Origin of the sequence: Pseudoclavibacter sp. RFBG4 (assembly GCF_002931515.1) — a bacterium.
Classification (GTDB): domain Bacteria; phylum Actinomycetota; class Actinomycetes; order Actinomycetales; family Microbacteriaceae; genus Pseudoclavibacter.
In genome coordinates, this window is the sequence record NZ_PSYC01000029.1 from 104,529 (window position 1) to 130,710 (window position 26,182).

The 26,182-nt window shown below is 68.9% G+C and carries 21 protein-coding genes; 5 read left to right on the forward strand and 16 right to left on the reverse strand.

Going from position 1 to position 26,182, the window contains the following annotated elements; translation table 11 throughout:
- Positions 1-16 precede the first annotated feature (16 nt).
- The gene (locus C5E10_RS11825; protein ID WP_104331814.1) at positions 17-1,639 is read right to left on the reverse strand and encodes a DUF6350 family protein; all 1,623 of its coding nucleotides are present in this window, start codon (positions 1,637-1,639) and stop codon (positions 17-19) included.
- A 32-nt stretch (positions 1,640-1,671) separates the two neighbouring features.
- Between C5E10_RS11825 and C5E10_RS11830 the strand changes: the two genes are divergently transcribed.
- The gene (locus C5E10_RS11830) at positions 1,672-2,004 is read left to right on the forward strand and encodes a chorismate mutase (RefSeq protein ID WP_104331815.1); all 333 of its coding nucleotides are present in this window, start codon (positions 1,672-1,674) and stop codon (positions 2,002-2,004) included.
- Between the two features lie 78 nt (positions 2,005-2,082).
- Here C5E10_RS11830 and C5E10_RS11835 read toward each other — a convergent pair whose 3' ends face one another.
- From C5E10_RS11835 to C5E10_RS11855, 5 genes are all read right to left on the reverse strand, one after another.
- Entirely contained in the window at positions 2,083-3,903 is a 1,821-nt protein-coding gene (locus C5E10_RS11835) for an ABC transporter ATP-binding protein (RefSeq protein ID WP_104331816.1), read from the reverse strand.
- Complete coding sequence (locus C5E10_RS11840) at positions 3,900-5,747, reverse strand: ABC transporter ATP-binding protein/permease (protein ID WP_181062747.1); 1,848 nt, start codon at positions 5,745-5,747, stop codon at positions 3,900-3,902. The genes C5E10_RS11835 and C5E10_RS11840 overlap by 4 nt, the downstream gene beginning before the upstream one ends.
- A 170-nt stretch (positions 5,748-5,917) precedes the next feature.
- A complete protein-coding gene (gene sucD / locus C5E10_RS11845; RefSeq protein ID WP_068479974.1) occupies positions 5,918-6,802 on the reverse strand; it encodes a succinate--CoA ligase subunit alpha in 885 nt (294 codons plus the stop codon).
- Between the two features lie 32 nt (positions 6,803-6,834).
- Positions 6,835-8,004, reverse strand: a complete 1,170-nt coding sequence (gene sucC / locus C5E10_RS11850; RefSeq protein WP_104242588.1) for an ADP-forming succinate--CoA ligase subunit beta — start codon at positions 8,002-8,004, stop codon at positions 6,835-6,837.
- A gap of 165 nt (positions 8,005-8,169) precedes the next feature.
- A complete protein-coding gene (locus tag C5E10_RS11855; RefSeq protein WP_104331818.1) occupies positions 8,170-10,629 on the reverse strand; it encodes an ATP-dependent helicase in 2,460 nt (819 codons plus the stop codon).
- A gap of 58 nt (positions 10,630-10,687) precedes the next feature.
- On the opposite strand from C5E10_RS11855, the gene C5E10_RS11860 reads away from it, so the two are divergent.
- Positions 10,688-11,644 (forward strand): aldo/keto reductase, encoded by a 957-nt coding sequence (locus C5E10_RS11860; RefSeq protein WP_104331819.1) that lies wholly within the window; start codon positions 10,688-10,690, stop codon positions 11,642-11,644.
- 103 nt (positions 11,645-11,747) lie between these two features.
- Here C5E10_RS11860 and C5E10_RS11865 read toward each other — a convergent pair whose 3' ends face one another.
- Positions 11,748-12,773 carry a glycerophosphodiester phosphodiesterase family protein gene (locus tag C5E10_RS11865; protein ID WP_104331820.1) on the reverse strand — a complete coding sequence of 342 codons (1,026 nt, stop codon included), beginning with the start codon at positions 12,771-12,773 and terminating at the stop codon, positions 11,748-11,750.
- A 38-nt stretch (positions 12,774-12,811) separates the two neighbouring features.
- Here C5E10_RS11865 and C5E10_RS11870 point away from each other — a divergent pair, with 38 nt between their 5' ends.
- Together C5E10_RS11870 and C5E10_RS11875 are read left to right on the forward strand one after the other, a co-directional pair.
- Positions 12,812-13,231: a DUF3054 domain-containing protein gene (locus C5E10_RS11870; RefSeq protein ID WP_104331821.1), complete on the forward strand. Its 420-nt coding sequence runs from the start codon at positions 12,812-12,814 to the stop codon at positions 13,229-13,231.
- Between the two features lie 108 nt (positions 13,232-13,339).
- Positions 13,340-14,218 (forward strand): Bax inhibitor-1/YccA family protein, encoded by an 879-nt coding sequence (locus tag C5E10_RS11875; protein WP_104331822.1) that lies wholly within the window; start codon positions 13,340-13,342, stop codon positions 14,216-14,218.
- Between the two features lie 74 nt (positions 14,219-14,292).
- Here the strand turns inward: C5E10_RS11875 and C5E10_RS11880 are convergent, their stop codons facing one another.
- The 9 genes from C5E10_RS11880 to groES all read right to left on the reverse strand — a co-directional run bounded on the left by C5E10_RS11880 (position 14,293) and on the right by groES (position 24,846).
- On the reverse strand, positions 14,293-15,183 hold the full coding sequence (locus C5E10_RS11880; RefSeq protein ID WP_258071105.1) for a hypothetical protein: 891 nt from the start codon (positions 15,181-15,183) through the stop codon (positions 14,293-14,295).
- Between the two features lie 394 nt (positions 15,184-15,577).
- Complete coding sequence (gene guaA, locus C5E10_RS11885) at positions 15,578-17,167, reverse strand: glutamine-hydrolyzing GMP synthase (protein WP_104331823.1); 1,590 nt, start codon at positions 17,165-17,167, stop codon at positions 15,578-15,580.
- A gap of 56 nt (positions 17,168-17,223) precedes the next feature.
- Positions 17,224-17,763, reverse strand: coding sequence for a DUF3817 domain-containing protein (locus C5E10_RS11890; RefSeq protein ID WP_104331824.1), 540 nt, complete (start codon positions 17,761-17,763; stop codon positions 17,224-17,226).
- 5 nt (positions 17,764-17,768) lie between these two features.
- Positions 17,769-18,719 carry an SURF1 family protein gene (locus C5E10_RS11895; RefSeq protein WP_104331825.1) on the reverse strand — a complete coding sequence of 317 codons (951 nt, stop codon included), beginning with the start codon at positions 18,717-18,719 and terminating at the stop codon, positions 17,769-17,771.
- Positions 18,719-20,563, reverse strand: a complete 1,845-nt coding sequence (locus tag C5E10_RS11900; RefSeq protein ID WP_104242604.1) for a glycerol-3-phosphate dehydrogenase/oxidase — start codon at positions 20,561-20,563, stop codon at positions 18,719-18,721. The genes C5E10_RS11895 and C5E10_RS11900 overlap by 1 nt, the downstream gene beginning before the upstream one ends.
- An 89-nt stretch (positions 20,564-20,652) precedes the next feature.
- On the reverse strand, positions 20,653-21,777 hold the full coding sequence (locus C5E10_RS11905; RefSeq protein WP_104299419.1) for a GuaB3 family IMP dehydrogenase-related protein: 1,125 nt from the start codon (positions 21,775-21,777) through the stop codon (positions 20,653-20,655).
- A gap of 81 nt (positions 21,778-21,858) precedes the next feature.
- Positions 21,859-23,364 carry an IMP dehydrogenase gene (guaB, locus tag C5E10_RS11910; RefSeq protein WP_104242608.1) on the reverse strand — a complete coding sequence of 502 codons (1,506 nt, stop codon included), beginning with the start codon at positions 23,362-23,364 and terminating at the stop codon, positions 21,859-21,861.
- Positions 23,365-23,481: 117 nt separating this feature from the next.
- Positions 23,482-24,420: an EamA family transporter RarD gene (gene rarD, locus C5E10_RS11915; protein WP_258071106.1), complete on the reverse strand. Its 939-nt coding sequence runs from the start codon at positions 24,418-24,420 to the stop codon at positions 23,482-23,484.
- A 132-nt stretch (positions 24,421-24,552) separates the two neighbouring features.
- Positions 24,553-24,846: a co-chaperone GroES gene (groES, locus tag C5E10_RS11920; protein ID WP_068479200.1), complete on the reverse strand. Its 294-nt coding sequence runs from the start codon at positions 24,844-24,846 to the stop codon at positions 24,553-24,555.
- 138 nt (positions 24,847-24,984) lie between these two features.
- Between groES and C5E10_RS11925 the strand changes: the two genes are divergently transcribed.
- Complete coding sequence (locus tag C5E10_RS11925; protein WP_104331897.1) at positions 24,985-26,175, forward strand: class I SAM-dependent methyltransferase; 1,191 nt, start codon at positions 24,985-24,987, stop codon at positions 26,173-26,175.
- Positions 26,176-26,182 lie beyond the last annotated feature (7 nt).

Below are 26,182 nucleotides of genomic sequence, written 5' to 3' on the forward strand. Positions count from 1 at the left end.
CCCGGGTCGGACCCGCTCAGTCGTCGAGGTCGATGTCGGCGTAGATGTCCGGCTCGTCGTCGTAGCGCGGGTTCTCGACCTTGAGCCGCTTCGCCCGGCGGATCTCGGACGTCTGCCGCTCCGCCGGCTGATCGTCGGAGCGCACCTCGAGCGCGGTTCCGGGCTTCTTCTCGACCTCACCCGGATCCTCGAAGCGCTTCGAGACGGCATCCGCGACCCAGGTGCGCTCGTCAGTGCCATCACGTCGAGAGCGGCTCTTGGAGGCAGGAGCGCTTGCGCGCGCCGGTGGCGTGCTCTCCTTGTCGCGTGGCTGCGGCCTGCTCCGCTGGTCACGTCCCGTCGGAGTCGAAACGGGCGTTCCAGTGGATGCGCGGCTGCGCTTCCCTCGTCCGTCACGGTCGCCCTTGCCGGCTTCCTCGGTGTCGACTTCGTCTTCGTCGATCTCGTCGTCGTTCTCGAGCTGCTCAGCAGAGAGCGGCACGAGCGCCCCGACGAGGGCGCCGAGGACAAGCGTGCCGAACGCGCTCGCGCCGGTGAGCAAGGGAAAGGGACCGATCTCCGCGAGGCGACCGGGGCCAGCCGAGCCGCCAGCAGCAAGGGCGAGGACCCCGATCGCGATGGCTGCGAGCGCCGCGGCCGCCACCGCGACCGAGACGCGAGCCCACACGCCACGGGCTGCACCGGCCGGGGCGTGCATCCGCACCCCCACCATCGCAGCGAGCCCGACCAGCACGGGGACGGCGATGATCGAGACGGCGAGCACCGGCGGAGAGGCCGGGATAGCGCCGAGAAGCGGGAGGACGGGCATGGGACCCACCAGCGTCTCGACGGGGGTGACCTGCGAACCGGTGCCGATCGCGAACCCCGAGCCGAGCATCCACGCCGCCGACCAGACGATGCCGTTCACGGCGATCACCAGCTGGCTGAGACCCACCACGATCGCGCTCGTCACATCGAGCGGGAGTGACTGGAAGAGCGCCAGGATGCTTGCGAGCCCCAGAAGGACCGCGATGAGCAGCAGCACCGCCCCAGCACCGAGGATGCCGGTGACCATCAGGCCGGCCGCTCGCAGCCCCTGGGACACGGACGCCCGTGTGCGCTCCTCGAGGTTCGAGAGGACCGAGCCGAACGGTGCGACCTGCCATCCGCGCGCCCCGACGAACGCGGCGCCCAGGAAGACGACCGTACCCACGATGGCGGTCTGCCAGACCCCGATGTCCAGGCCACGGCCGCTCGCCGCGAGCGAGACCCCGGCGGCGGCGGCGCCGAACACCGCCCCGGTGAGAAGGAGGCCGGGCCAGATGAGATCGGAGGCTGCACGCACGCGAACCCCGGTCACGTGAGCCAGCCACACCGTGATGAGCGTGAGGCCCAAGGGCATGACCCGCAGTGTGAAGGTCACCGCCTCGCTCCCGGCAGGCAGAAGTCCCGAGCTCGGGTCGAGCACCGCCCCCACGAAGCCACCGAGCGAGAGCGCCCAGATGGCCGCCGCATACTCGAAGCCAGCGGCGAAGTCGCTGCCGAAGCCCGTCGTCGCCAGCTGCACCGCGACGACGGCGATCAGCGGAACGCCGAGGCCGACCGCAGCCGCGACGAGCGCGTCGACGGCCGAGTACAGGTACGTGATCGGGCGAGGCATAGCACCCCGACGATAGCCGCTAACCTGCCGGAATGACTGGATCAACAGGCCCGCACGAGATGACAGACATCCGACGCGCCATCGATGCGCTCGACGCCCGAATCGTGGAGCTCATCGGCGAGCGGCAGCGCTGGGTCGAGCGCGCGGCGGTCGCCAAACGCGGTCAGGACGCTGGCGCGGTGCGCGCTCCAGCGCGCGTCGAGCAGGTCATCGCGAAAGTGCGGGCCCTGGCGGAACAGGGTGGGAGCTCCCCCGCGGTCGTCGAAGCGAGCTATCGCGCAATGATCGGCGCGTTCGTCGAGCTCGAGCTGCGCCAGCACGGTGGCACGAACACGGGCCGAACGGACACGGGCCGTTCCGACTGACCGCCGAGGTCGACGGCCCGCGCCCTCGCGCTGACAGCAAGCAGGTGCTTCCCGCCCCTTGCGGCGGCGGCGTGGAGGTCAGCGCTCCAGGAGCTGCTGGAACGGGCCTCCCGCGACACGGAGGCCGTCAGGCGCCCCCTCCTCCACGACCCGACCTGCGTCGAGCACGATGACCCGATCGGTGTCGTCGAGCGCGTCGAGCCGGTGGCTGATCTCGAGGATGCTGCGCTGCCCGACCCACTCCGCGAGGCGTGCGCGGACGGTGCGCTCAGTAGCACCGTCGAGCGCGCTCGTCGCCTCGTCGAGCACAAGCACCTCCGGGTTCGCCAGCACGGCGCGCGCGATCGCGACTCGCTGACGCTGCCCGCCAGACAGGCCACCGCCGCGCTCCCGCACCGGAGTGCCAAGCCCCTTCGGCTGCTCGCGCACCCACTCGTCGAGGGCGGCGACGCGCAGCGCCAGGAAGATCTCCTCGTCACTCGCATCCGGTCGGGCGAGCGCCACGTTCTGCCCCACCGTGCCGTCACTCAGGTACGGACGCTGCGGCACGAGTGCGATCCGGGTGCGCAGCTCGTCGAGCGGGATGCGCTGCAGGGGTTGCGGAGCGCCGGGACGGCTGCCGGCCAGCGACACCGACCCGAGGTCCGGGTCCCAGAAGCGGAGGGCGAGCGACGCGATCGTCGACTTGCCGCTGCCGGACGGCCCCACCACAGTGAGGTGCTCGCCCGCGCGCAGCTCGAAGGACACCCGATCGAGCACCGTCCGCGGTGCAGCCGAGGTCGAGCCGCGCGTGCCGGGATACGTGAACGTCACGCCCTCGAAGGCGAGCGCAACCGGAAGCGGCTGGACTTCATCGAGGTCGGTTCGAGTCTGCTGGGCTGTGGGCGCATCGTCGGCGAGCGCATCCGTCACGAGGGGCGCCCGCTCGATGACCTCGTAGAGGCGAGCAGCGCTCGCGAACGACGCGTTGAGGTCGGTCACGAAGCTCTCGACGGCACGGGTCGGCACGAAGAGCCCGACCGCGACCGCGAGCGCGACGAGCAGCTGCCCGTAGCCGAGGCCCCCGGTCACGATGCCGGCTCCACCGACGAGCAGCACCGCGACAACGGAGCCCCACTGGAGCAGCACGACGAGTCCACCGCGGAGCGCGGCGACGCGGGAGGCGAACGTGGACGCGCGAGCCCCCGACTCGCCGCGCGCATCCATGTCCGCGAGGCGAGCCTCGGCGTGCTCGAAGGCGAGCACTTCCCGCACGCCCTGGACGGAGTCGCTGACGTGCTGGGCGACGACGCCCTTCGCCGCGACGGTCTCCTGCGAGGCGCGCCAGCCTGCTCGGCCCCCGATCAGGGGGATGGCCAGCACGACCACGGCGACGAACGGAGCGATGGCGAGGGCCAGCGCTGCGCCCTGGGTGGTGCCGAGCCAGATCAGCGAGGCAACGGGGACCGCCACGGCCGAGATCGCCGGCGGTGCCGTGTGCGCGAAGAACACCTCGACTCGGTCGATGTCACGCGTGCCGCGTTCGCTCAGCTCGCCGCTGCCCGCGCCCTCGGTCGCGGCGGGAGCCTGCGGCGCGAGCCTGGCGTAGAACAGGTTCCTGAGACGCGCGAGGGCAGCAAAGGCCACGAAGTGGCCGCTGAACTGCTCGAGGTAGCGAAGAACTGCCTTGCCGAGCGCGAGCGCGACCATCGTCCAGATCGTGCCAGCGAGCGGCAGCGTCCCCGAGACGCCGAGCATCGCGACGACCAGGATGGCGATGCCAGCGAGCTGGCCGACGATCCGCAGCACGGTGGCGAGGGCCAGCGGCCAGAGCAGCGGCGCCGTCTGGCGGAGCAGCCAAGCGACGAGCTGCGGCCTGGTGGGCCGGCGCGTGTCGAGCGCGGTGGATGCGGCGGTCATCGTCGCGCTCCCCTTCCGTGTGGGTGGCCAGGGTGCTGCGGCGGCTCCGAGCGGGAACCGTCGGCGTCCGCCGAGCGACTCGGCGCTGTCGCCTCGAGGGTGACAACCCTGTCGGCGGCCAGGATGCTGGTCGGCCGGTGCGAGACCATGACCACCGTTCGCCCCTCCGCCAGCTTCGCGAGCGCACGCGTGATGAGGCGCTCGGAGCGCAGATCGACCTGGGCGGTCGGCTCATCGAGGATCAGCACGCTCGCGTCGCGCAGGAACGCCCGCGCGATGGCGACGCGCTGCGCCTGCCCGCCCGAGATCGAGAGGCCGCTCTCGCCGACCTGCGTCGCGAGGCCGTCCGGGGAGCGCTCGAGGTCTTCGCTGAGTTCCGCCGAGGCGAGGGCTGCCCACAGCTCGTCGTCGCTGGCGTTGGGCTTCGCCACCCTGAGGTTGTCTGCGATCGTGCCGGTGAAGAGGAACGTGGTCTGCTCGACGACGGCGAGCGCGGCACGCGCCGGCGAGCTGCCGGCCGGCTCGCCCCCGACCAGCACGGTCCCCTCGCGAGGTGCGAGCAGCCCTTGGGCCAGGGTCAGGAGCGTCGACTTGCCCGAACCGCTCGGACCGGTGATGACGACCCGCTCCCCAGGCTCGATGCGCAGCGAGTAGTCCGAAAGCACCGCTTGCCCTCGCTCGTAGCCGGCGGTGACGCCGCGCAGCTCGAGCGCAGCCTCCCGACCTTGTCTTGCGGGAGCCGGTGTCGCACTGTCGGGCACGGGCCGGGCGGCGATCGCGGCGCTCAGCTCCCGCTCCGCGTTGCGTCCCGTCATGCCGATGTAGAAGAACTGGCCGACGATGTCGACGGGCCCCGTCAGCAGGGTCGAGAGCAGCACCAGGGCTGCGGCCTGACCCGGCGTGATGGCTCCGTCCTCGAGTCGCCAGACGGCAAGGCCAGCCGCGCCCGTGATCATGGCGAGCGAGAAGACGGCGTCGACCGCGAGGATGAGGACCTGGTTGCCGGCGAGCAGCCGCATGACCCGGCGCCTGTTCTGCTCGCCTCGCTCGCGCAGCTCCTCACCCGTCCGCGAGGCGGCACGGTTCAGGGTCAGGGTCGTGAGGCCTTGGATGGCGCTGAGGAAAGCCGCCGAGAGCTGACCCGCGCTTCGCCTGTATGCGCCCGTCGAGGACCGGAACGCGCGCTGGACCCCGATGATGATGAGCGGGATGAGCGGCACGAGCAGCAGCAGGAGGCCAGCGGTGAGCGGGTCGATGGCGACGGCGATGACCGCCAGCACGAGGAGCGGCGTCGTCAGCGAGGCGATGATCGGCCCGAGGAATCCAGCCCGATAGGCGGATGCCCGGTCGATCGAGGCGGTGGCCGTGCTGACGAGGGAGCCCGTGCGTTCCCGGCCAAGGGCCAGCGGCCCGACGGCGAAGAGCTGGCCGACGAGAAGCCGGCGCAGCGCGCGTTCGGTCGAGTTCTTGCTGCGCTGGACCAGGACCGTGGAGACCGAGGCGGCAGCGGCGGCCGCCACGACCAGCGCGCCCATGAGGATGACGCTGCTCGCGTCCGGCGCCTCCCCCGCGAGGATGCCGTCGAGTGCTCCTCCGACGAGCAGCAGGACTCCCGCCAGAGCCAGAGCCTGCAGCCAGCCGAGTGCCAGGGGCGCCGCGATCCTCCCCCTCGGGGTCGCACCGACGACGCGCGCGTCGAGCGGCACGGCGGCAGCCGGATGGCCGCCAGGGCGACCGCCCGGGTGACCACCGGAGTGGGCCGCGGGACGCCCTCCGGGCTTCGAGCCCGACTGCGCGCCGGGGTGACCGTTCGGTCGTGCTGGGGCCGACTCGGGTCGAGTCACGGGCATCCTGTCTCAGATCTCGGTACGGCGACCGCTCGGCGGTGCCAGGTTCAAGTGCTCGCCGCGAGAGGGGGATCATCGCGGCGGTGAGACGAATGGGCTGCAGCCCGTGTCTCCACGGGGCTGCAGCCCACTTCGTCGTGTGCAGAGCCGTGCTCTGCGGCTGCTCGCTAGAGCGCTGCGTAGACCTCGCGGAGGAGGTTGGCGGTCTCGGTGGGCGTCGTGCCGACGCGCACGCCTGCAGCCTCGAGGGCCTCCTTCTTGGCCTGCGCGGTGCCAGCGGACCCGGTGACGATCGCGCCCGCGTGTCCCATGGTCTTGCCTTCAGGGGCGGTGAAGCCGGCGACGTAGCCCACGACGGGCTTCGTCACGTGCGCCTTGATGTACTCGGCGGCACGCTCTTCGGCGTCTCCGCCGATCTCGCCGATCATGACGATCGCCTTCGTGTCGGGGTCGGCCTCGAACGCCTCGAGGGCGTCGATGTGCGTCGTGCCGATGACGGGGTCGCCGCCGATGCCGATCGCGGTCGAGATGCCGAGGTCGCGGAGCTCGTACATCATCTGGTACGTGAGCGTGCCCGACTTGGAGACGAGGCCGATGGGGCCGGCGCCCGTGATGTTCGCGGGCGTGATGCCGGCGAGCGACTTCTCCGGGGAGATGATGCCTGGGCAGTTCGGGCCGATGAGGCGCGTCTTGCCGACGCTCTGCGCGTGCGACCAGGCTTCGGAGGAGTCCTTGACCGGGATGCCCTCGGTGATCGCGACGGCAAGCGGGATCTCGGCGTCGATAGCTTCGATGATGGCGTCCTTGGCGAAGGCCGGCGGCACGAAGATGACGGTGACGTTCGCGCCGGTGGCCTCGATGGCCTCCTTCACGGTGCCGAAGATCGGGAGTTCCTTGCCCGCGAGCTCGAGCGTCTGCCCGGCCTTGCGGGGGTTGGTGCCTCCGACGATGTTGGAGCCGGCCTCGAGCATGCGCGTCGCGTGCTTCGAGCCCTCAGAGCCGGTGATGCCCTGAACGATGATCTTGGAGTTCTCGTCGAGGAAGATCGACATTGTTGTTCCTTCTCTGCTTTTCTTCGGGCGACTCAGGCGCGGGCGGCGAGTTCGGCGGCCTTGTCGGCTGCCTCGTCCATGGTGGCGACGACGGTCACGAGGGGGTGGTTCGCCTCGGCGAGGATGCGACGACCCTCTTCGACGTTGTTGCCGTCGATCCGGACGACGATCTGCTTCGTAGCCGAGTCGCCGAGCGTGTTGAGCGCGCCGACGATGCCGTTGGCGACGGCGTCGCAGGAGGTGATGCCGCCGAAGACGTTCACGAAGACCGACTTGACCTGCTCGTCGCCGAGGATGACGTCGAGACCGGCGGCCATGACCTCAGCGGATGCTCCGCCTCCGATGTCGAGGAAGTTGGCGGGCTTCTGTCCGCCGTGCTTCTCGCCTGCGCCAGCGACGACGTCGAGCGTCGACATGACGAGGCCAGCGCCGTTTCCGATGATGCCGACGGAGCCGTCGAGCTTCACGTAGTTGAGGTCGTGGGCCTTCGCCTTGACCTCGAGCGGGTCGAGTCCGCCTGCTGCCTCAGCGAGTGCGACGTGGTCGGCGTGACGGAACTCGGCGTTCTCGTCGATCGTGACCTTGCCGTCGAGAGCGACGATGTCGCCGCCCTTGGTGAGGACAAGCGGGTTGACCTCGACGAGCGTCGCGTCTTCCTGGTTGTACACCTCGTAGAGCTTGACGAAGACGTCGGCGACCTTGGCGACGAGCTCTTCCGGGAAGTTCGCGGCGCGCGCGATCTCCTCGGCCTTGGCTGCGTCGATGCCACGGATCGGGTCGACGGCCACGCGTGCGAGCGCTTCTGGCTTCTCGACGGCGAGCTGCTCGATCTCCATGCCACCCTCGACGCTCGCCATGGCGAGGTACGAGCGGTTGGCGCGGTCGAGGAGCACGGAGAAGTAGAACTCCTGGTCGATGTCCGCGCCCTGCGCGATCATGACCTTCTCGACGATGTGGCCCTTGATGTCGAGGCCCAGGATGGCCTCGGCTGCGGTGAACGCCTCGTCTGGGGTCTTGGCGAGCTTGACGCCGCCAGCCTTGCCGCGGCCTCCGACCTTGACCTGTGCCTTGACGACGGTGACGCCGCCGATCTTCTCGGCTGCGGCCTTCGCCTCCTCGGGCGTGTAGGCCACGAGTCCCTGGAGAACTGGAACACCGTGGGCGTCGAATACATCTCGCGCCTGGTACTCAAAGAGATCCACGTTTCATCCCATCCGCGACGCGTCGTCGCGTTCGTTCGCCCGAGCCTTCGGATTCTCGCGCTCGAGCCTTCAGAATTTGCAGAGCGGACCGCATCGCCGGCAGGCAGTGTGTGCCCGCCGCCCGGCAAAACACGTCCGTCGTCCAGCCTAGTGCCAGCGGGGGCCTCAGTTGCCCAGCTTCTCGATCGGAGCGAGTTTCACGAGCAGCTTCTTGCGGCCGGCGCTGTCGAAGTCGACCTCAGCGATTCGCTTCGCCTCGCTGCCGAGGATCGCGCGCACGGTGCCCTCACCGAAATCGACGTGCGTGATGCGGTCACCGGCGACGAGCTCCATGCCGCTGTTGTCGCGCATCTGTCCCGTGACCTCGTTGATCCACTTCTGCTTCGGCTTGGCCTTGGGCGCGGTCTCGCGGCCCGCGTCGGAGTCGCGGAACCGCACGGCGCTGGAGAAGCCCGCGCTGCCGGCGTCGGCGGCGCTGCGCCCGTAGCCGCCCGCTGTCCCGTAGCCCTCGCTGCCGAGCGGCTTGCGGGCGGAGGTCACCGATCGCTGCTCGTATCCGCCCCTGCCAGCGGCGGAGCCCGGCGAGACCCTCCATTCGATGAGCTCGGACGGAATCTCCTGCAGGTAGCGGCTCGGCAGCGCGGCTGCCGTCTCGCCGAACTGCGAGCGCATCATGGCGAGGGACAGGTGCAGTCGCTTGCGCGCACGAGTGATGCCGACGTAGAAGAGGCGTCGCTCCTCGGCGGGACCGCCTGGCTCGTCTGCGGCGATGCGGTGGGGCAGCAGCTCCTCCTCGACTCCCGTGATGAAGACCGAGTCGTACTCGAGCCCCTTCGCGGTATGGAGCGTCATGAGCACGACGGCCCCGGATTCGTCGATGAGGTCATCGGCAGCCGCGACGAGCGCGACGTCGGTGAGGAAGTCGATGACGGAGCCACCCGCGTTGTTCTTGTCGAACTCGGCGGCCACCGAGATGAGCTCCTCGACGTTCTCGGCCCTGGCTTCGTCTTGGGGGTTCCCCGTCTGCAGGAGCTTCTCGAGGTAGCCGGTGCCCTTGACGATGGTCTTCAGCGTCTGGCTCACCGTCTTGCGTCCGGTCGGCGCGTCGATGTCGAGGCCGGCGGTCGCGTCGTCGAGCAGCTTGGCGAGCTGCGCGATCGCGCCCGTGACCTTCGGCCCCAGTCCGAGCTCGCCCGCGCGGCGCATGGCGTCGCGGAACGTGATGTCGTACCGGTTCGCGAAGTCCCAGATCGCGGTCTCCGTCGCCGGCCCGATCGACCGCTTCGGGGAGTTCAGGATGCGCCTCGTTGACATCTCGTCGGCCGGGTTGACGAGGGCCGTCAGGTACGCGATGAGGTCCTTGATCTCGGCGCGCTCGTAGAACTTCGTGCCGCCGACGAGGCGGTAGGGCACGGCGGAGCGGATGAAGATCTCCTCGAGCGCGCGCGTCTGCGCGTTGGTGCGGTAGAAGACGGCCATGTCGTTGTAGCTCTGGCCGGCGTCGCGGAGCTTGTGGATCTCATCCGCGACGAACTGGGCCTCGTCGTGGGCGGAGAAGCCAGTGAAGCCGACGATCTTCGCACCCTCGCCTCCGTCGGACCAGAGCTTCTTGTCGACGCGGTCGAAGTTGTTGCGGATGACCGCGTTGGCGGCCGAGAGGATATTCTGCGTCGAGCGGTAGTTCTGCTCGAGCAGCACCACCTTCGCGTCGGAGAAGTCGCGCTCGAACTCGCTGATGTTGCGGATGTCCGCGCCGCGGAAGGCGTAGATCGACTGGTCGGAGTCGCCGACGACCGTGAGCGAGGCCCCAGGGATGCCGCCGTTCGCGTCGAGTTCCATGCGGGTGTCGTGCGGCACGTGCTGCGGCTCCACCGAGCGCGTGAGCTCCCGGATGAGCGAGTACTGGGCGTGGTTCGTGTCTTGGTACTCGTCGACCAGCACGTGGCGGAACCGGCGCTGGTACTGGGCCGCGACGTCGGGGAAGGCGCGCAGCATCCACACCGTCTGCGAGATGAGGTCGTCGAAGTCGAAGGCGTTGGCGCGACGCAGCGACTGGGTGTACTGCCGGTAGATGTCGAGGAACATCGCGTCGCGCGGGTCGCTCATATTGGCCTGACGGGCGAAGCCGTCGACGTCGGTGAGCTCGTTCTTCAGCTTCGAGATGCGCGACTGCACGCTCGAGACGGTGAAGCCGAGCACGTCGGCCTCGAGGGCCTTCACGATGCGCTTGATGAGGGCCTTCGAGTCGGCCGAGTCGTAGATCGTGAAGCTCGTCGTGAAGCCGAACTTGTCGGCCTCTCGGCGCAGGATGCGCACGCAGGCGGAGTGGAACGTGGAGATCCACATGCCATCCGCTGCACCGCCCACGATGTGCTGGATGCGCTCGCGCATCTCGGCGGCGGCCTTGTTGGTGAAGGTGATCGCGAGGATCTGGCTCGGCCAGGCCTCGCGGGAGGCGATGAGACCGGCGATGCGGTGGGTGAGCACCCGCGTCTTGCCGGAGCCCGCGCCCGCCACGATGAGCAGCGCGGGGCCGCGATAGGTGACGGCTTCCTTCTGTTGCGGATTGAGTCCGTCGAGGAGGTCGTTTTCAGAGGGATCGAAGACAGGTGGCAGTAGCGTCATGACTCGTTGATTGTAGGTGCGGCCACCGACATCGCGGAGGCCGCGGAAGGGAATCACCTTGACCACGCAGCTCTCCCCCGCCCGTCGCGCGCTCGGCGGGACGCTCTCCGTCTCCCCCGTCGCCCTCGGCGGCAACGTCTTCGGCTGGACGGCCGACCGCGACGAGTCGTTTGCGATCCTGGACGCCTACGTCGAGGCCGGCGGCAACTTCATCGATACCGCCGACGTCTACTCGGCCTGGATTCCGGGCAACTCGGGTGCGGAATCCGAGACCATCATCGGTGAGTGGCTCCGCTCCCGCGGTCGCCCGGAAGACCTTGTCATCGCGACCAAGGTCGCGCAGTTCGCGAAGCGGCCGGGCCTCAGCGCCGACAACGTTCGGGCTGCCGTCGACGACAGCCTCGAGCGTCTCGGCGTCGAGCGGATCGACCTCTATTACGCGCACCGCGACGACCCGGACACGCCCATCGCCGAGACCGCCGCCGTGTTCTCCGAGCTTGTCGACGCCGGCAAGATCACGGCGATCGGCGTCTCGAACTACTCGGCGCCTCGGCTGCGCGAGTGGCTTGCGGCCGTCGAGAACGGTCGTCTGCACCAGCCGACGGCGCTGCAGCCCGAGTACAACCTCCTCGAGCGCGACATCGAAGGCGAGCTGCTGCCGCTCGCCCGCGAGGCCGGCATCGGCGTCGTCCCGTACTTCGCGCTGGCGCACGGCTTCCTGACCGGCAAGTACCGCAGGCACGTCAAGGTCGAGTCGGCGCGCGCAGGCTCCGTCGAGCAGTACCGGAACGACCACGGCTACGCGATCGCGGATGCGGTCGCCGCCATCGCGAAGACCCACGACGCCCAGCCGGGCACCGTGGCGCTCGCCTGGCTCGCCGCTCAACCCGGCGTGGTGGCGCCGATCGCAAGCGCGCGCACGGCCGCGCAGCTGCCGCTCATCACGGACGCCTTCACGCTGAAGCTCAGCGACGACGAGCTGAAGACGCTCGACAGGGTCTCCGCGAAGGCCTGACTTCCGACCCGAGCGCCAGAGAGGTGTGAGAGATGCAGGCTCCCCGCACCGGGAGCCTGCATCTCTCGCGCTTCTATCGCCTGGCACTTCTGTCGCCTGGGCCTCACCGGGTCGGGTGGAGCTCGTCGATCAGCGCCCGGACACGACCGGGCGCATCCGCGAAGACCCCGTCGACGCCAGTCCGCAGGATGCCGCGCCAGTAGACCTCCGGTCTACCCGCGAGCGCGGGAGGCAGGAAGTGGTCTTCTGGCCGCAGCGTCCACGTGAACACCCGCAGGTCCCTCGCGTGGGCGCGGCCGACCAGGCTCCGACCCACTTCCGGATGCACCGCGCGTGCCTCGTCCGCGATCCCGAGCAGCAGGTGGCTGGGACTGATGCCGTCCGCCCACTCCGCGACCGCATCCAGCCCCCGATCGGTGAGATCGCTCGTGTAGTCGCGCGCAGCAGCACCGTCCCGGACCCGCCGGTCGTCCGGAACGCCCTCGCTGTCGATGAGGTAGATGAGGGATGCGCCCTCGGCCACGCCGCGTCGCCGCACCTCGCGCAGCACCTCCCCTTCGAAGCTCTCGAGCACGAGGGCGTCGAGCACGGGCGAGCCCCAGAGACCGGCAAGCTCCCTGTCGAGGAGCTCGACCAGGTCGAAGCCGAGTGCACGGAACCAGCTCGCGTGCTTCAGCTCGACCACGAGGCGAGGCCGATGGCCCGCATTCGTCCGCCGATCGGCGAGGAGTTCGACGAGCTCGCGGAGCCGGAGCATCGGCAGCTGCCCGTCGAACTCGGTGTTCGCAGGGCGGATGCTCGGAATTCGCTCCACCGCGTTCAGCGTGCGCAGCTGCTCCCACGTGTAGTCGTGGGCGAACCAGTCCGTGACCATGCCGTCCGGCGTCCACGCTCGCCGAGCGGGTCCGAACTCGGCGGTTCTCGCCCCGACGTCGGTGCTCTCGCCGAGGAGGGGCTCGTGTCGCACGAGGAGCACCCCGTCGCGGGTCGGGACGACGTCCGGTTCGAGCGCGTCGGCCCCCTGCCGCAGCGCCAGGAGATAGCCGTCGATGGTGTGCTCAGGGAGATGGGCGGGAGCCCCTCTGTGGCCGATGAGGAGGGGCGTGGTCTGGTGAATGGGCGCGTTCACGCGCGCAGTATGTCGTACCCCGGCGTACCGTTGGTGTCATGCGGCGTACTCGTTCGATCTATCGCGCTGGCGGCGGCTACGCGCTCCCACTCATCGTGGATCTCCTGCTCGTCGTGGTCTTCGCGGTCATCGGGCGGATGAGCCACTCCGAGGGGCTGTCCCTGGCCGGCATCGTGACCACGGGCTGGCCGTTTGTGCTCGGGCTCCTCGTCGGCTGGGTACTCGTGACGCTGTTCAGATGGAAGCCATGGCGTCCGCTCCCGTCCGGAGTGTTCATCTGGGTCGTCACAGTCAGTGGAGGCATGCTGCTTCGCCTCCTCGTCGGAGACACGGCCGAGACGGCGTTCGTCGTGGTCGCATCGATCGTGCTCGGCGCGTTCCTGCTGCTTCCGCGCATCCTCTTCGGCACCGGCCGGGATGTGCGCGGGAGTGCACCTCGCTCGCCGAGTGTCCGCTGACGGCGCACAGCTCCAGGCTGGATTCACGAACTCTTTCGCTAGAATCCCGGGAACCCCGTCCACGGCGGGCATCTTGACCTTCGAGACAGAACGGACTCACGGACAGCCATGGCGAATTCCGCGCTAGAACGCAACCCTTACTTCAACGGGGAGGCACGCAGGCAGCACGGCCAACAGTTCGGCCAGGCTCCCTCCGCTCCCCAATACGGGAGGGCGCAGTCCGCGCCGACACACGGTCAGCAGCCTCCCGCGCCCCTCACGGCCGAGCAGCTGAACGCACAGTTCCAGGCACCCCCTGCGAGCCCCGACCAGATGGACCGGATGTCCTACGAGGACACCATCGCCAAGACCGCGGGCCTCTTCGGCATCGTGCTCGTCGCGGCAGCGGTCGCGTGGTTCGTCCCACTGCTGATGATCATCGGCGCTATCGGCGCCCTGGTGCTCTCGCTGGTGCTGGCGTTCCAGCGCGAGCCGAAGACCGGCCTCATCTTCGCCTTCGCGGCGGCTGAGGGTCTCCTGGTCGGTGGCCTCTCCTCGATCCTCGAGCAGCTGTACCCGGGCATCGCCATGCAGGCCGTCCTCGCGACGTTCTCCGTGGTCGCCGTGACGCTCGTGCTGTTCCGCTTCGGCAAGGTCCGCACCTCGCCTCGTATGACGAAGATCGTGCTCGTCGCGATGCTCGGCTACGCGCTCTTCTCGCTCATCAACTTCGGCATGATGATGTTCGGCTTCCAGAGCGCCGCCGGCCCGTGGGGCATGCGCTCCATGGAGGTCTTCGGCATCCCGCTCGGCGTCATCCTCGGCATCTTCGCCGTCCTCATGGGTGCGTACATGCTGGTCATGGACTTCGAGCTCATCAAGAACGGCGTCGAAGGCGGAGCTCCCCGCAAGTACGGCTGGATCGGGGCCTACAGCCTCGTCTCCACGGTCGTGTTCATCTACGTCGAGATCATCCGCGTCCTCGCGATCCTGCGCGGCAACAACTAGCGCAGCACGTCCTCGACACACAGAATGGCCGCTCCTCCGGGAGCGGCCATTCTGTCGTTCGGGCGGGCTTGCGGCTACCGTCGCGCGGGCAGTGTCCGGTCGTCGATGCCAGCTTCCGGGTCGATGTCGAGGAGGTACAGCTCCTCCTCCGAGACGAGACGATTGCGCACGGCGTAGTCGACGAGGCGAGCGCGGCGGTTGGTCGCGTACGAGCGCGCGCCTCCACGGAGCCCCTCGACGCCGACCCGATCAAGCTTCTCGCAGACGTTGTCGAGCTTGCGGTTGAAGGCGGTGACGGTCCAGCCGAGCCGCTCCGCTGCTCGGGCGCTCGTGGGGATGTCGCCAAGACCGTTCTCGCCTCGAAGCAGCACCGATTCGCAGAGGGCGAGGAGCAGGAGCCGCTGCGCGGGCGTCAGCGAGATGTGGGTGGCTTCGCGTCCTGGAGCCTCGAACGGAGCGCCGGAACCTGCAGGAAGGTCCATGTAGACGGGTGAGACCGCATGGATCTTGACCTCGTAGTGGCGCTCCCCTGCCGAGAAGTGGATGCTCGTGCGCTCGAAGACGACCGGGATCCGAGCGCCCGGGAGGAGCCTGGCCTGCACTCGCCCGGAGCCGTCGACGACGCTGAGCGTCATCCTCGTGCCGATGTTGGCCACGAACCAGAGTCCATCCTTCGCGGCGATGCGGAGGAGCTTGCGGTGCAGGAACGGGTTGGCGTCGAGGCGGATGTCCGCGTCGCGGCCGATCTCGATGTGCTCCCCTGGCATGACGGAGACCCACTGGCCCTGGTACTCGACGGAGACTCCGTGATCGGGGTTCACCTCGGCGAGCTGATTGGCGGCGTCCTGGAGGAGTGCGTGGTCCACGAGGTGCCCGGACGGCAGCTCCTCTCGTGGCAGTGACGGGAGCACACCCGTCTCTGCCGGTACCTGGGGGTGCGGATCGGTGGGGAATCGTGGCGCCATGTCGCGAACTCTCTGAACTGAAGGGGAATTGCCAGTCGTGATTTACCCCAACCATGCCACTACCCAACGACCTTGGCCAGCAACATCTTCTGCCGCGCCGTCCGCCTTTTCACCAGCACGGGGTCGAAAAACCCCGATTCGTAAATCCGGAATCGTGAGTCGGAAAAACCGAAAACCTTTCGTCTACTCCGTTTTTGACCTCTATTACCAGGCATTTATGTCCGGGCACAATTGCCCGGAGGTTTTTCACCCCGCGGATCGCCCTTGAACGGCCACCATCACGGCCTCGGCGGGGGCCGCCACAAAAGTGCGCAGATTTCCCACCAGATGGCACAAAATGAACGAACGGGGATGCACATGGTGCATCCCCGCTCGCCTCAGCCCTCGTCGAGAGCTACTCCCACTCGATGGTTCCCGGCGGCTTCGACGTCACGTCGAGCACAACACGGTTCACGTCGTCGACCTCATTCGTGATGCGGTTCGAGATGCGGGCCAGCAGGTCGTACGGCAGGCGGGTCCAGTCGGCCGTCATGGCGTCCTCGCTCGACACGGGACGCAGCACGATCGGGTGGCCGTAGGTGCGACCGTCACCCTGGACGCCCACCGAACGCACATCTGCAAGCAGGACGACCGGGCACTGCCAGATCTCGGTGTCGAGGCCCGCGGCCGTCAGCTCCTGACGCACGATCGCGTCGGCTTCACGGAGCAGGTCGAGCCGCTCCTGGGTGACCTCGCCGATGATCCTGATGCCGAGGCCTGGGCCAGGGAACGGCTGACGCGCGACGATGGGCTCGGGAACGCCCAGCTCACGGCCGACCGCGCGCACCTCGTCCTTGAACAGCGTGCGCAGGGGCTCGACGAGCTCGAACTGCATGTCCTCGGGGAGGCCGCCGACGTTGTGGTGGCTCTTGATGTTCGCGGTTCCGGTGCCGCCGCCCGACTCGACCACGTCGGGGTACAGGGTTCCCTGGACGAGGAAGCGGATGCGCTCCCCCGATTCCTGGGCCTCCTTGATGAGGTCGACCTCCGCCTGCTCGAAGCTGCGGATGAACTCACGCCCGATGGCCTTGCGCTTCGCCTCAGGATCGGTGATGCCCGCGAGCGCCGTGAGGAACTGCTCTCGCGCATCCACGGTCACGAGGCGCACGCCGATCGCATCGACGAAGTCCTCTTCGACCTGGCGCCGCTCGTCCTGACGCAGGAGGCCGTGGTCGACGAAGACGCACGTGAGCTGGCTGCCGACGGCCTTGTAGACGAGGGCGGCTGCGACTGCAGAGTCGACGCCGCCGGACAGGCCGCAGATGACCTTGGCGTCGCCGACCTGCTCGCGGATGCGCGCGACCTGCTCGTCGATGACCGAGGCGGGCGTCCAGTCGCTCGGGATGCCAGCTGCACGGTGCAGGAACCCCTCGATGAGCGCCTGGCCGTGCTCCGAGTGCAGCACCTCGGGGTGCCACTGCACGCCGTAGAGGCCGCGCTCGGTGTTCTGGAAGGCCGCGACAGGCGTGTCCTCGGTCGTCGCGAGGACCGTGAAGCCCTCGGGGGCGCGCGCCACCGAGTCACCGTGGCTCATCCAGACGGTCTGGTCGCCCGGCTGGCCGTCGAGAAGCGTTGAAGCTCCGGCCTCGAGCTTGACCGCCGTCGAGCCGTACTCGCGTCGGCCAGTCTTCGCGACCTCGCCGCCGAGCTGCGTCGCCATGACCTGGAATCCGTAGCAGATGCCCAGCGTCGGAACGCCGAGCTCGAGGATGCCGGAGTCGAGGGACGGCGCCTGCTCCGCGTACACGCTGGAGGGGCCGCCGGAGAGGATGATGCCGACGGGGTTCTTCTCGGCGACCTCCTCTGCCGAGATCGTGTGCGGCACGATCTCCGAGTAGACGCTCGCCTCGCGGACGCGCCGCGCGATGAGCTGCGCGTACTGCGCGCCGAAATCGACGACGAGCACTGGGCGCTGGTCTGTGGCCTGCGGGTCGGTGGTTGCCATGGACACCTTTCGGGTGGTGCGGAGAGAACTCGGTGCGACTGCGGTGGTGTGGGGAGCTACTTCGTGCGGCGCTGGTGCTCGGCGAGCGACTGCTGCACATCGGCGTCGAGCTGTTCGCGTTCTGCCTCGCTCAGGCTGGCCTCGAACGCGCGGAGCTTCTGCTCCTCGCCGGCTTCAGCGAGTCGCTGCTCTTCGCGGAGCACGAGGTCGCGCTTCGCTCGGCGCGACATGAACCACTCCGTGATGAACGACAGGAACGGGACGATGCCGCCGGCAGCCATGGCGAGCAGCCACACGATGGGCCAGCGCATCTGCTGCCACAGCACGTACGAGGCGATGAGGTACACGACGTAGAACCAGCCGTGGACGATGAGCACCCACAGGCTCAGGTTGAGCGCCGTCGTCGTGTCCTCCTGGACCAGTGCGATGACCCCGAACGGGCCGAACGCCTCGACCTCGAGGTGGAAGACGTACTTAAGGAACATCTCGACGCACAGCAGCAGGAGGAGGATGCCGGTCACGTAGGCCGTCACCTGATAGAAGCGGAGCGCCCGTCGGAAACCGGGGTTGGCAGTCAGGAGGGCGTCGTGAGGCATGACCTCTAGTCTAGGCGAACGGCCTCGCGCTTCGTTCGCTCGTCCAGCATGGCCTTCAGCCGGTCGCGCTTGAGGTGCTCGGCCAGCACGCTGGGGGCCTCGGCGGCCTCACGACGCTCCTTCTCGTATTCGTCGCGAGCGAGGCGCCACCACATGAAGATCGCGAACCCCGCGAAGAGCACCCACTCGATGGCGTAGAAGATGTTCAGCCAGTTCAGCTGCGGGGCCTCGAGCGCCTGGGGCGTGATCGCATCGAGCGGGGCGGCACTCGCGGACTCCCCGAGGACAGCCTCCATCGACGCCTCGTCGAGGCTCACGTAGATGCCATAGTTCTGGGCCGCCGGTTCCACCCAGCGATTGATGAGGTGCGTCGGGGCCATCGAGATGAGCGCCTGCGCGTCTTCGCCGCGGTTCACCTGTGGCGCCTGGCCGTACTCGAGTCTGCCGGAGAGCGGAAGCTCTGCGCCTCGCCCAGAGCCCTGCAGTGCCGTGGCGAGCTCCCGAGCGGAGGCCTCGTCCGCGGTCCACCCGAGCGCGACGGCGAGTCCCGGTGCGACATCGGCGTCCGTGGACGTGCCGGCCTCGTCGTCGGTGACGGCGACGTGCCCGATCACCCAGTAGCCGAGCAGCTCGCCCTGGAGACGATCGGCGACGACATCGAAGTCGCGCGCATCCACCGCGCCCTCAAACGTCACCTGACGACCGACGGCGGCATCCGCCACCCGCTCCTGGGGCTGAGCCAGCTCGCCGAGGCCGACGGGAGGCTGCGTGGCCTCCTCGGCGACGGTGCGACCGTGCTCCAGCGACAGGAACGCGGACTCCAGCTGCCAGCGCCCGAGCCACGCGAAGATCGACGCGACGACGAGGGCGAGCGCAAGGACACCCAACCACTTGGGGCGGACAAGCACTCGACCCATCGACGGCGGCGCGGCCTGGGCGCGGACAGCTGCGGACATTACGACTTCTGAGCGTCCTTCGACTCCGCCTTGACGGTTGCCGCCTCGACGTCGACGGTCTCGTCGACCTCGATCATCGGCAGCGACGGGGCCGTGCCGAACGGCGTGTTGTCACCGGCGTGACCCAGCACGGAGTCGATGTCGGGCGCCTCGAGGCGGATGCGGTCCGCCGACTCGTCGTCGGGCTGCTCCTGGCTCGCGAGCTCCGCGGCGACCCGCTCGACGTAGGTGTCGATCTCGCGCTGCGTGCGCTCCTCGTCCCAGCCGAGGGCTTCCGCCATGAGCCGCGCGGCGACGGGCGCGGCCGAGATGCCGCGGTCCCACGCCTCGATCGAGATGCGCGTGCGTCGCGCGAGCACGTCGTCGAGGTGCAGAGCACCCTCGTGCGTCGCGGCGTAGGTGATCTCGGCCTGCAGATAGTCGTCGGCACCCGGCATCGGCTCGGCCAGCTGCGGGTTCTGGCGGATGAGGTCGAGGATCTCGTCCGTCAGGGTTCCGTAGCGGTTGAGGAGGTGCTCGATGCGCACGCGGTGGAGACCGAAGGCGCGGGCGATCTTGCCGCGGCGGTTCCAGGCGGCCTTATAGCCGACGGCGCCGAGCAGCGGGATGTCCTTCGTCGTGGAGGCGGGAATCTTGCCGTCGAGGGCGTCGGCCGCGGCGTCGATGGCGTCCTGCGCCATGATGCGGTAGGTCGTGTACTTGCCACCGGCGATGAGCACGAGGCCCGGCACCGAGTGCGCCACCATGTGCTCGCGCGAGAGCTTCGACGTCTCCTCCGACTCGCCGGAGAGCAGCGGGCGGAGCCCGGCGTACACGCCCTCGACGTCGGCACGCGTGAGCTTCACCGCGAGGACCTCGTTGACGTGCTCGAGGATGTAGTCGATGTCGGCGGCCGTCGCTGCCGGGTGCGCCTTGTCGAGCTTCCAGTCGGTGTCGGTCGTGCCGATGATCCAGTGACGGCCGTTCGGGATGACGAAGAGCACGCTCTTCTCCGTGCGCAACAGGAGCCCCGACGCGGACTGGAACCGGTCGCGAGGGACGACGAGGTGCACGCCCTTGGACGCGCGGACGCGGAACGACGCGCGCTCGCCGACCATCTTGTTCGTGTCGTCGGTCCACACGCCGGTCGCGTTGACGACCTGCTTGGCGCGGATCTCGAACCGCTCGCCGGTCTCGAGGTCGACGACCTGCGCGCCGACGACGCGCTGTCCGACCTTCAGGAAGCCCTCGACGCGCACTCGCGGGGCGACGTGGGCCCCGTAGAACGACGCGGTGCGGGCGAGGACGGCGACGAAGCGCGCGTCGTCGACGCCGGCGTCGTAGTACGTGAGACCGCCGGAGAAGGCGTTCTTGGAGAGCCCAGGCGACATCTTCGCGACCTGGCCGCGGGTGTAGTGGCGGTGCATCGGCACGCCGGGACGCACCTCACCGGTCTTCGCGAAGAGGTCGTACATGAGCATCCCGGCCCCGATGTAGAACCGCTCGAGCGGGTTCTTCAGCGGGTAGAGGAAGCGGATGGGCTTGACCAGGTGCGGCGCGAGGCGCTGCAGCAGCAGCCCGCGCTCGAGGAGCGCCTCGCGCACGAGCCCGAAGTCCATCTGCTCGAGGTAGCGGATGCCGCCGTGGATGAGCTTCGACGAGCGGCTGGACGTGCCGGACGCGAAGTCGCGCGCCTCGACCATGCCGACGCTCAGGCCTCGCGTGACGGCGTCGAGCGCCGCACCCGCGCCGACCACACCGCCACCCACGACGAGCACGTCGAGGTTCTTGGTCTTGAGGGACTCGATAGCCGCCGCGCGTTCCTGGGGGCCGAGCTTGTCGCTTCGAGAGACGCTGTTCGCCATAACCTGCTCCTCGTTCTCAGTTGCTGCTTGTGGGGGAAGTCTGGACGCTCAACCTTCGGCCAAGCCGTCAGGCGGCTCAGTCGTCCTGATCAGGCGGTCGGCGTGTAGGGCGCGACGACCATCTCGGCTCGCTGGAACTCCTTGAGCCCCGAGTAGCCGGTCGTCGCCATCGAGTGGCGGAGCGCGCCGGTGAGGTTCGAGATGCCGTCGGCGCTCTCGGCGGGGCCGGCGACGATCTCCGCCATGGGCGCGACCTGGCCGACCTGCACGCGGTTGCCGCGCGGGAGCTTCTCATGGCGTGCCTCGGCACCCCAGTGCCAGCCGCGACCCGGGGCGTCGGTGGCACGCGCGAGCGCGGCACCGATCATGACGGCGTCCGCGCCGGATGCGATGGCCTTCACGAGGTCGCCGGAGGTGCCGATGCCGCCGTCGGCGATGACGTGCACGTAGCGTCCGCCGGACTCGTCGAGGTAGTCGCGCCGCGCGCCGGCGACGTCGGCGATGGCCGTCGCCATGGGTGCGTGGATGCCGAGCACCCGACGGGTGGTCGAGGCCGCTCCCCCGCCGAAGCCGACGAGCACTCCAGCGGCACCGGTGCGCATGAGGTGCAGCGCTGCCGTGTAGGTCGCCGCACCGCCGACGATGACGGGAACGTCGAGCTCGTAGATGAACTGCTTGAGGTTGAGCGGCTCCTGGTTGCGGGACACGTGCTCTGCGGAGACGGTCGTGCCGCGGATGACGAACAGGTCGGTGCCGGCCTCGAGCACATCGTCCATGAACTGCTGCGTGCGCTGCGGGGAGAGTGCGCCAGCGGCCGGCACTCCGGCCTCGCGGATCTGCTGCAGGCGCTCCTTGATGAGCGTGCCCTTGACCGGCTCCCGGTAGATCTCCTGCAGCTTGGCCGTCGCCTGCTTCGCCGGCAGATCAGCGATCTGCGCGAGCAGCGGGGCCGGGTCGTCGTAGCGAGTCCACAGGCCCTCGAGGTCGAGCACGCCGAGGCCGCCGAGCTTGCCGAAGCCGATCGCGGTCTCGGGCGACATCACCGAGTCCATAGGGGCTGCGATGAGCGGGATATCGAACGTGAACGCGTCGATCTTCCACGTGATGGAAACGTCCTCCGGGTCACGGGTTCGCCGCGATGGCACGATGGCCACGTCGTCGAAGGAGTACACGCGGCGGGCTCGCTTTGCGCGGCCGATCTCGATCTCAGTCACCTGCCTAGCCTAGCCCTCCGCGGTCCTCGCTGCTGCGGCGCGGCGGCGGGGAGACCCCGACCCGCCGCGCCGATCGCGCTGCTAGCGACGGTAGTTGGGGGCTTCCGAGACCATCTGCACATCGTGCGGGTGCGACTCCTTCAGCCCTGCCGGAGTGATCCGCACGAAGCGGCCCTTCTCCTTGAGCTCCGCGACGGTGCGAGCGCCGACGTAGAACATCGACTGGCGCAGGCCGCCCGTGAGCTGGAACACCGACTGGCGGATCGAGCCGCGGTACGCGACCTTGCCCTCGATCCCCTCGGCGATGAGCTCGTCGTCGCTTGGGACATCCGCCTGGAAGTAGCGGTCCTTCGAGTACGAGGTGCGCTCGCCGCGCGACTGCAGGGCGCCGAGCGAGCCCATGCCGCGGTAGCTCTTGAACTGCTTGCCGTTGACGAAGATGAGGTCGCCTGGCGACTCGTCGGTGCCGGCCAGCAGCGATCCGACCATGACCGCGGATGCGCCGGCGACGAGCGCCTTCGCGATCTCGCCCGAGTACTGCAGGCCGCCGTCCGCGATGACCGGCACGCCAGCCGGGGTCGCGGCGAGCGACGCCTCGTAGACGGCTGTGATCTGGGGGACGCCGACTCCCGCGACGATGCGCGTCGTGCAGATGGAGCCAGGACCGACGCCGACCTTGACGGCGTCAGCACCCGCATCCACGAGCGCCTGGGCGCCCTCGCGGGTCGCGACGTTGCCGCCGACGACCTGCACGTGGCCCATCACCGGGTCGCTCTTGAGGCGGCGGATCATGTCGAGCACGCCGGCCGACTGGCCGTTCGCCGTGTCGACGACGAGCACGTCGACACCGGCAGCCACGAGGCGCTCCGCGCGCTCCCAGCCGTCGCCGAAGAAGCCGATCGCCGCGCCGACGCGCAGGCGCCCGGCGTCGTCCTTCGTCGCGTTCGGGTACTTGTCGCTCTTGTCGAAGTCCTTCACCGTGATGAGGCCGGCGAGCTTGCCCTCGTCGTCGATGAGCGGCAGCTTCTCGATGCGGTGCTTGCCGAGGAGCTTGTAGGCGTCGTCGCCGGAGATACCGACGGGACCGGTCACGAGGCCCTCGCCCGTCATGACCTCGTGCACGCGGGTCGTGCGCTTCTCCGACTCGGGCACGAAGCGCATGTCCCGGTTGGAGATGATGCCGACGAGCTTGCCCGTCTCCTCGTCGACGACCGGCAGGCCGGAGACGCGGTACTGCCCGCAGATCTCATCGACCTCCGCGACCGTCGCGTTGGGGGTCGTCGTCACCGGATTCGTCACCATGCCGGACTCGGAGCGCTTCACGCGATCGACCATCTCGACCTGGTCGTCGATCGACAGGTTGCGGTGCAGGATGCCCATGCCTCCCTGACGCGCCATGGCGATCGCCATGCGGGCCTCAGTGACCGTGTCCATCGCCGCCGAGACGAGCGGGACGCGCAGGGTGATGCCGCGCGTCAGCCGCGTCGTCGTGTCGACCTCAGACGGGATGACGTCGGTGTGCCCGGGAAGCAGCAGCACGTCGTCGTAGGTCAATCCGGTGAAGCCAAAGGGGTCCGACTCGGTCATTACGCTCCAGGAGGTATCTGGGATGCGCCGTTCGGCGGCATCCTCGTGCATCGGGAAACAGCTCAGTGGTGATGGAACAGCGACGACCCCGGACGCATTCCCGGGGTCCTCAGCTCATCAGCCTCGTGTCGGCGGACCGAGTACGTCCGCGACCGAGGGAATCTTGGCGCCAAGTCTAGCCGTGCGCACGAGGTCGATCGTGAAGAGGATGAGCGCGACCCAGACGATCGCGAACCCGATCCAGCGCTCGAGCGGCATGGGCTCCGAGAAGACCGCCACGGCGAGCACGAACTGCAGGATCGGCGCGATGTACTGCATGAGTCCGAGCTCGATGAGGCGCAGCCTTCGCGCGGCCGCCGCGAACAGCAGGAGCGGCACGCTCGTGACGACGCCGGCGAACAGCAGGACGCCCGTGTTGACCGCCGACACGGAGCCGAAGGTGATGCCGCCGCCGAAGAGCACCGTCCAGAGCAGGCAGATCGCGCCGATGGGCATGATGAGCGTCGTCTCGACCGCCAGTCCGGAGAGCGCGTCCGCCTGGACCCCCACCCGCTTCTTCACGAGCCCATACAGCCCGAAGGTCATGGCGACGCCCAGGCCGAGCCACGGGATGCGGCCGTAGCCGAGCGAGATGACGAGCACAGCGAGGAGGGAGAGTCCGACGGCGACCCACTGCAGGGGCCTGAGCTTCTCGCGGAGGAAGACCAGCCCGAGCGCGACGGACACGATCGGGTTGAGGAAGTAGCCGAGCGCGGCGTCGAGAGTGTGGCCTGTCGCGACCGCCTGCACGTAGAACAGCCAGTTCGCCGACACCAGGATCCCGGCGACGCCGAGGCCGAGCACGACCCGCTTCTTCGAGATGAGCTCCCGGAACGGACGCCAGGCCCGCATGACGAGCACGCCGAGCAGGCAGAACACGACGCTCAGGATGATGCGCCACGCGATGAGCTCCACGGGTGTTGTCGGAGCGGTCGCAACGACGTAGAGGGGCATGAAGCCCCAGAGCGCGTACGCGCTGAACGCCAGCCAGAGGCCGGACCGAGGAGATTCCGTCACCTCGAGATCGTACGCCCACGTCGGGCCGCTGAAACACGCATGGCGCCCGACCCCGAGGGGTGGGCGCCATGCGCGATGCTGCTCCTGCAGATGAGACCGCCCGAACCGGCTCGGCCTCAGAAGGTCAGGAGACTAGACGATCTTCGCGAGGATGTCGCGAGCGGAGAGCACAAGGAGCTCCTCGCCGCCGTACTTGACCTCGGTTCCGCCGTACTTGGAGTAGATGACCTTGTCGCCGACCACGAGGTCGAGCGGCACGCGGTTTCCGTTGTCATCGATGCGGCCGGGGCCGACTGCGACGACTTCGCCCTCCTGGGGCTTCTCCTTGGCGGTGTCCGGAATCACAAGACCCGAAGCCGTGGTCTGCTCGGCTTCGACCTGCTTGATGACGATGCGATCCTCGAGCGGCTGAATGTTCACCGACACGGTTGACCTCTTTCTCAGCGATAGGAAGTTCAGAATTAGCACCCTCCCCATGAGAGTGCTAACTCAGAGTGTAGGGGCCAGGCGGCGACGACTGCAACGCGGCGACGTCTCGTGGCGTACGCCGGTAGCGTAGTGCTGGTGCAACGCGACGAACTCCTGGCCCTCCTCACACCAGAGGCGATGACCCTGCTCGACGACGCGCCCCCCGTCGAGTCAGCGGGAGACGCGCTTGCACTCGTGACGAGGCTGCGCGCGGCAGGAGGCTCCGCGGAGGTGGTTGCCGCCGTCGTCACGCAGGCGAAGCTCCGCCGGCGCGCATCCGTCAAGTTCGGCCCGTTCGCCGAGCGGATGCTCTTCACCGACGCTGGCCTGCAGCAGGCGACGCGACTGCAGGTCGCGGCGCACCACGCGAACCGGTTCAGGCAGGCCGGCGCCGTGAGCGTGGCAGACCTCGGGTGCGGGATCGGCGCAGACTCCATGGCATTCGCCTCCCTCGGTCTCGAGGTCACCGCGTTCGACGTCGACGAGGTCACCGCCGCGATCGCAGCCCACAACCTGGCCCCGTTTCCCAATGCCCAGGTCAGGCACGACCGCGCCGAGGAGGTGGACCTGGCGGCCTTCGATGCGCTCTGGTTCGATCCGGCCCGCAGGACCACCAGCGGCGGGAGCACGGCACGCCACTTCGATCCCGCCGATTGGAGTCCATCCCTCGACTTCGTCTTCGCCGCAGGCCGCGAGCGCCCGACGGGCATCAAGCTGGGACCGGGGATCGACCACGCCTACCTCCCGGATGACGCGGAAACGCAGTGGGTCTCCTCCAACGGCGACCTCGTCGAGGCGACGGTGTGGATGCACGGCACGGCGAGGGCGGGCATCCGCCGTTCGGCCCTCGTGATCGGCAGGCACGGCACCGCCGAGCTGACGACCGGCGAGGACGTCCGGGACGCGGACGTCGCTGCGCTGGGCGCCGTGCTCTACGAGCCGGACGCGGCGATCATCCGCGCGCGCCTCATCGGCGACCTCGCACGTTCGCTCGAAGCGACGATGATCTCGGAGAGCATCGCGTGGATGACCGCCGAGCACTTCACCCCGACGCCGTTCGCGAGCGCGTTCTCGGTCCGAGAGGTGCTGCCCCTGCATGCGTCGTCGCTCAAGGGCGAGCTGCGGAAGCGGGGCATCGGCGTGCTCGAGATCAAGAAGCGGGGGGTCGACATCGACCCTGCGGAGTTCAGGCGGAAGCTCTCGCTCAAGGGAGACGCGTCCGCGGTGCTCATCCTCACGAGGATCGGCGACAAGCGCGTCGCCATCCTCGCCGATCGGCTCAGCTGAGGACAGC

Excerpts from the sequence above, each read along its gene's own strand:
- C5E10_RS11890 (WP_104331824.1), bottom strand. The coding sequence starts at position 17,763 with ATGCCTCACGACGCCCTCCTGACTGCCAACCCCGGTTTCCGACGGGCG.
- C5E10_RS11900 (WP_104242604.1), bottom strand. The coding sequence starts at position 20,563 with ATGGCGAACAGCGTCTCTCGAAGCGACAAGCTCGGCCCCCAGGAACGC.
- C5E10_RS11870 (WP_104331821.1), top strand. The coding sequence starts at position 12,812 with ATGCGGCGTACTCGTTCGATCTATCGCGCTGGCGGCGGCTACGCGCTC.
- guaB (WP_104242608.1), bottom strand. The coding sequence starts at position 23,364 with ATGACCGAGTCGGACCCCTTTGGCTTCACCGGATTGACCTACGACGAC.
- C5E10_RS11855 (WP_104331818.1), bottom strand. The coding sequence starts at position 10,629 with ATGACGCTACTGCCACCTGTCTTCGATCCCTCTGAAAACGACCTCCTC.
- C5E10_RS11875 (WP_104331822.1), top strand. The coding sequence starts at position 13,340 with ATGGCGAATTCCGCGCTAGAACGCAACCCTTACTTCAACGGGGAGGCA.
- C5E10_RS11880 (WP_258071105.1), bottom strand. The coding sequence starts at position 15,183 with ATGGCGCCACGATTCCCCACCGATCCGCACCCCCAGGTACCGGCAGAG.
- C5E10_RS11895 (WP_104331825.1), bottom strand. The coding sequence starts at position 18,719 with ATGTCCGCAGCTGTCCGCGCCCAGGCCGCGCCGCCGTCGATGGGTCGA.
- C5E10_RS11830 (WP_104331815.1), top strand. The coding sequence starts at position 1,672 with ATGACTGGATCAACAGGCCCGCACGAGATGACAGACATCCGACGCGCC.
- C5E10_RS11825 (WP_104331814.1), bottom strand. The coding sequence starts at position 1,639 with ATGCCTCGCCCGATCACGTACCTGTACTCGGCCGTCGACGCGCTCGTC.
- sucD (WP_068479974.1), bottom strand. The coding sequence starts at position 6,802 with ATGTCGATCTTCCTCGACGAGAACTCCAAGATCATCGTTCAGGGCATC.
- guaA (WP_104331823.1), bottom strand. The coding sequence starts at position 17,167 with ATGGCAACCACCGACCCGCAGGCCACAGACCAGCGCCCAGTGCTCGTC.
- C5E10_RS11835 (WP_104331816.1), bottom strand. The coding sequence starts at position 3,903 with ATGACCGCCGCATCCACCGCGCTCGACACGCGCCGGCCCACCAGGCCG.